Raw genomic sequence first — 1,867 nt, forward strand, 5'->3', positions numbered from 1 at the left:
GGTGCTGGCCAAGCCGCCGGTGCGCGCCGAATACACGCCGGATGCCGCGCGCCATGCGCTGCTGCGCGAACGCCTCGATGCATTCCGCGCGCTGTACCGCCACGTGCGGCCGCTGTACGAACCGTCACGCACCCGGCTCGCGTAAGCGCCGCACGTCACGCGTGGCGGCAGTCAGCCGCGCGCGCGACATGCGGTACAGTGGATGCCGTCATGCGGCCCATCGGCCGGCCCGCGGGGCGCCCCCCAGATCCGAATCGAATCGCTATCGTGTCCAAGTCCTCAGAAAAACTCGATCTCGCCACGCGTGCCGCGTGGCTCTACTACGTCGCGGGCGACACGCAGAACGAAATCGCGGAAAAGCTGCAGGTGTCGCGCCCGGTCGCGCAGCGCCTCGTCGCGTTCGCGGTCGAGAAGAACCTGATCCGCGTGCGCGTCGACCACCAGCTCGCCGACTGTCTCGATCTCGGCGCGCAACTGTCGAAGCGCTACGGCCTCGCGATGTGCGAGGTCGTGCCCGTCGATGCCGACGCACCCGACGCGATCGACCGCAAGCTCGCAGTCGCCGGTGCGCAGGTGATGGAGCGCTACCTGAACGAAACGCGGCCAATGGTGATCGCGGTCAGCAGCGGCCGGACGCTGAAGGCCGCGGTCGCGCAGATCGCGCAGATCGACCGCCCGCAGCACCGGCTCGTATCGATGGTCGGCGCGATCGCGGCCGACGGTTCGTCGAACCGCTACGACGTCGCGCAGTACATCTCCGAGAAAACCGGCAGCAAGCATTTCCTGCTGCCCGCGCCGCTGTTCGCCGACAGCGATGCCGAGCGCGCGCAGTGGTGCAATCACCGGCTGTACCGGATCGTCGAGGCGCTGTCGGGCAAGGCCGATGTCGCGTTCGTCGGGATCGGCAACATCGGCCCGCACTGCCCGCTCTACGAAGACGGCTTCATCACCGAACAGGAGCGCGACGAGATGACCGCGCTCGGCGCGGTGGCCGAACTGCTCGGCGTGCCGATCGACGCGCAGGGCACGCAGATCGCCGTGTCGACCAGCGCACGCGTGACGAGCGTGTCGCTCGCCACGCCGCCGAAGCGCCCGACGATCGCGTTCGCCGGCGGACCGAAGAAACGCGATGCGGTGATCGCCGCGCTGCGCGGCGGCTGGCTGTCGGGGCTCGTCACCGACGAAACCTGCGCGCGCGCCGCGCTCGACGCAAAGGCCGCCTGACGCCGAAGCCGCGCACCGCGCGCGGCAGTCAAACTGCTCAAGCCGCGTGCGGCACCGGAAACGCATGCCGGCGCGCACGCCACGCGCCGACCCAGGCCGCCGCCAGCAGCGCGACGAGCACCCACGGAATCGCACCGGCGCCCGTTGCGCCGAGCAGCATCCCGCCTGCAATGCCGCCGCCCGCGATCGCGAGATTCCACACCGTCACGAGCATCGACTGCGCGACGTCGGCCGCCTCTCCTGCCGCGTTCGCGGTGGCCGTCTGGAACAGCGTCGGCGCACCGCCGAACGCAAGCCCCCACAGCGCGACGCCCGCATAGACGATCGCCATTCCTGAACCGGCGCCAAGCATCGCCGCCGCGATCGCGAACAGCGCGATGCTGACGAGCGTCAGGCGTCGCTGCGCAGCGCCGATCCAGGCGCCCGTCAGCGCAATGCCGACCAGCGACGCAACACCGAACACGAGCAGCACCGCATCGACCTGCTCGCCCATTCGCACGCCCGCGAGAAACGGCGCGACGTAGGTGTACAGCATGTTGTGCGCAAGCACGTACGCGAACATCACGGTCAGCACCGGCCGCACGCCGGGCAGCGTCATCACGCCGAGCACCGGCTCGCGCGCGCCGGCCTGCTGCCCCGGATA

At 70.2% G+C, this 1,867-nt stretch carries 1 protein-coding gene and 1 pseudogene; one reads left to right on the plus strand and one right to left on the minus strand.

Features of this window, described 5'->3' with window-relative positions; all coding sequences use genetic code 11:
- Window positions 1-210: 210 nt before the first annotated feature.
- Window positions 211-1,224, plus strand: coding sequence for a sugar-binding transcriptional regulator (locus tag G3N99_RS39710; RefSeq protein WP_174941411.1), 1,014 nt, complete (start codon window positions 211-213; stop codon window positions 1,222-1,224).
- Between the two features lie 37 nt (window positions 1,225-1,261).
- Here the strand turns inward: G3N99_RS39710 and G3N99_RS39715 are convergent.
- Window positions 1,262-1,867 (minus strand): annotated as a pseudogene (locus G3N99_RS39715) (MFS transporter); the annotation flags it as partial.

Origin of the sequence: Burkholderia sp. Ac-20392, from assembly GCF_017104585.1 — a bacterium.
GTDB lineage: Bacteria > Pseudomonadota > Gammaproteobacteria > Burkholderiales > Burkholderiaceae > Burkholderia > Burkholderia lata.